The sequence below is a fragment of the Nitratidesulfovibrio liaohensis genome, from assembly GCF_011682075.1.
Taxonomy (GTDB): domain Bacteria; phylum Desulfobacterota; class Desulfovibrionia; order Desulfovibrionales; family Desulfovibrionaceae; genus Cupidesulfovibrio; species Cupidesulfovibrio liaohensis.
This window is the reverse complement of sequence record NZ_VSMK01000728.1, coordinates 1-688: the sequence shown is the minus strand read 5'-3', so window position 1 is coordinate 688 and position 688 is coordinate 1. Positions and strand designations below refer to the sequence as shown.

Annotated in this window: 1 protein-coding gene; it reads right to left on the bottom strand. The window is 72.4% G+C overall.

Translation table 11 applies throughout. From position 1 onward, the window contains the following. Positions 1-688: ATP-binding protein (locus FVW27_RS18280; protein ID WP_167127954.1), on the bottom strand; the 688-nt coding region annotated here is incomplete at both ends.

Below are 688 nucleotides of genomic sequence, written 5' to 3'. Positions count from 1 at the left end.
CGGGGGTGCGCTGGGCCAGCGTGGCCTCCAGCGTTGCCAGTTGTCCGCGCAGCCCCTGTGCCCGCAGGCCCCGTTCGGCGGCGCGCTCGCGCTCCCGTTCGAAGCGGGCCTTGCCGTCCTGCGGAAAGCGTTCCACCACTACGTCCAGCCGGGCCAGCTGCCCTTCCACGGCCACCAGTTCCTGCCATTGCCGCCACACGCCCAGACGGCGTTCCAGTGCGCGGTGTTCGGCCTCGCGGGTGGCGCGGTCGGCGCGTACCCCGGCCAGCCGGGCGGACAGGTCGTCCAGTTCGGCGGACAGGGCGTCGTAGCGGGCGGTGTCCCTCTCGTGGGTGCGCAGGGTGGCGCGCAGGGTTTCCAGTTCCTTCAGCGCCTCGTTGAGCGGCGGCTTGCGGCCCTCCGGCAGGTACAGCGCGGCCATGCGGCCCGAAAGATCATCCAGCAACTGGCTGGGCGGACGCAGCCCCTGCCCGGCCCCGGCCCCCAGCAGCACGTTGCGTGCGCCTTCCGCCGAGAGCGAGGAAAATTCCTGCAATTCCGAAAGACTGAACCCGTAGATGTTGCGGTAGAGGTCGGGCGTCACCCCGTGCAGCAGGGCGGCGGCCAGTTCCGCGTCCAGCGGCGTGCCCTGCGCGTCGGTGAAGGTCAGCGTGCCGCCGTGCGCGCCGGGCCGGCGGGTAAGCCGCAC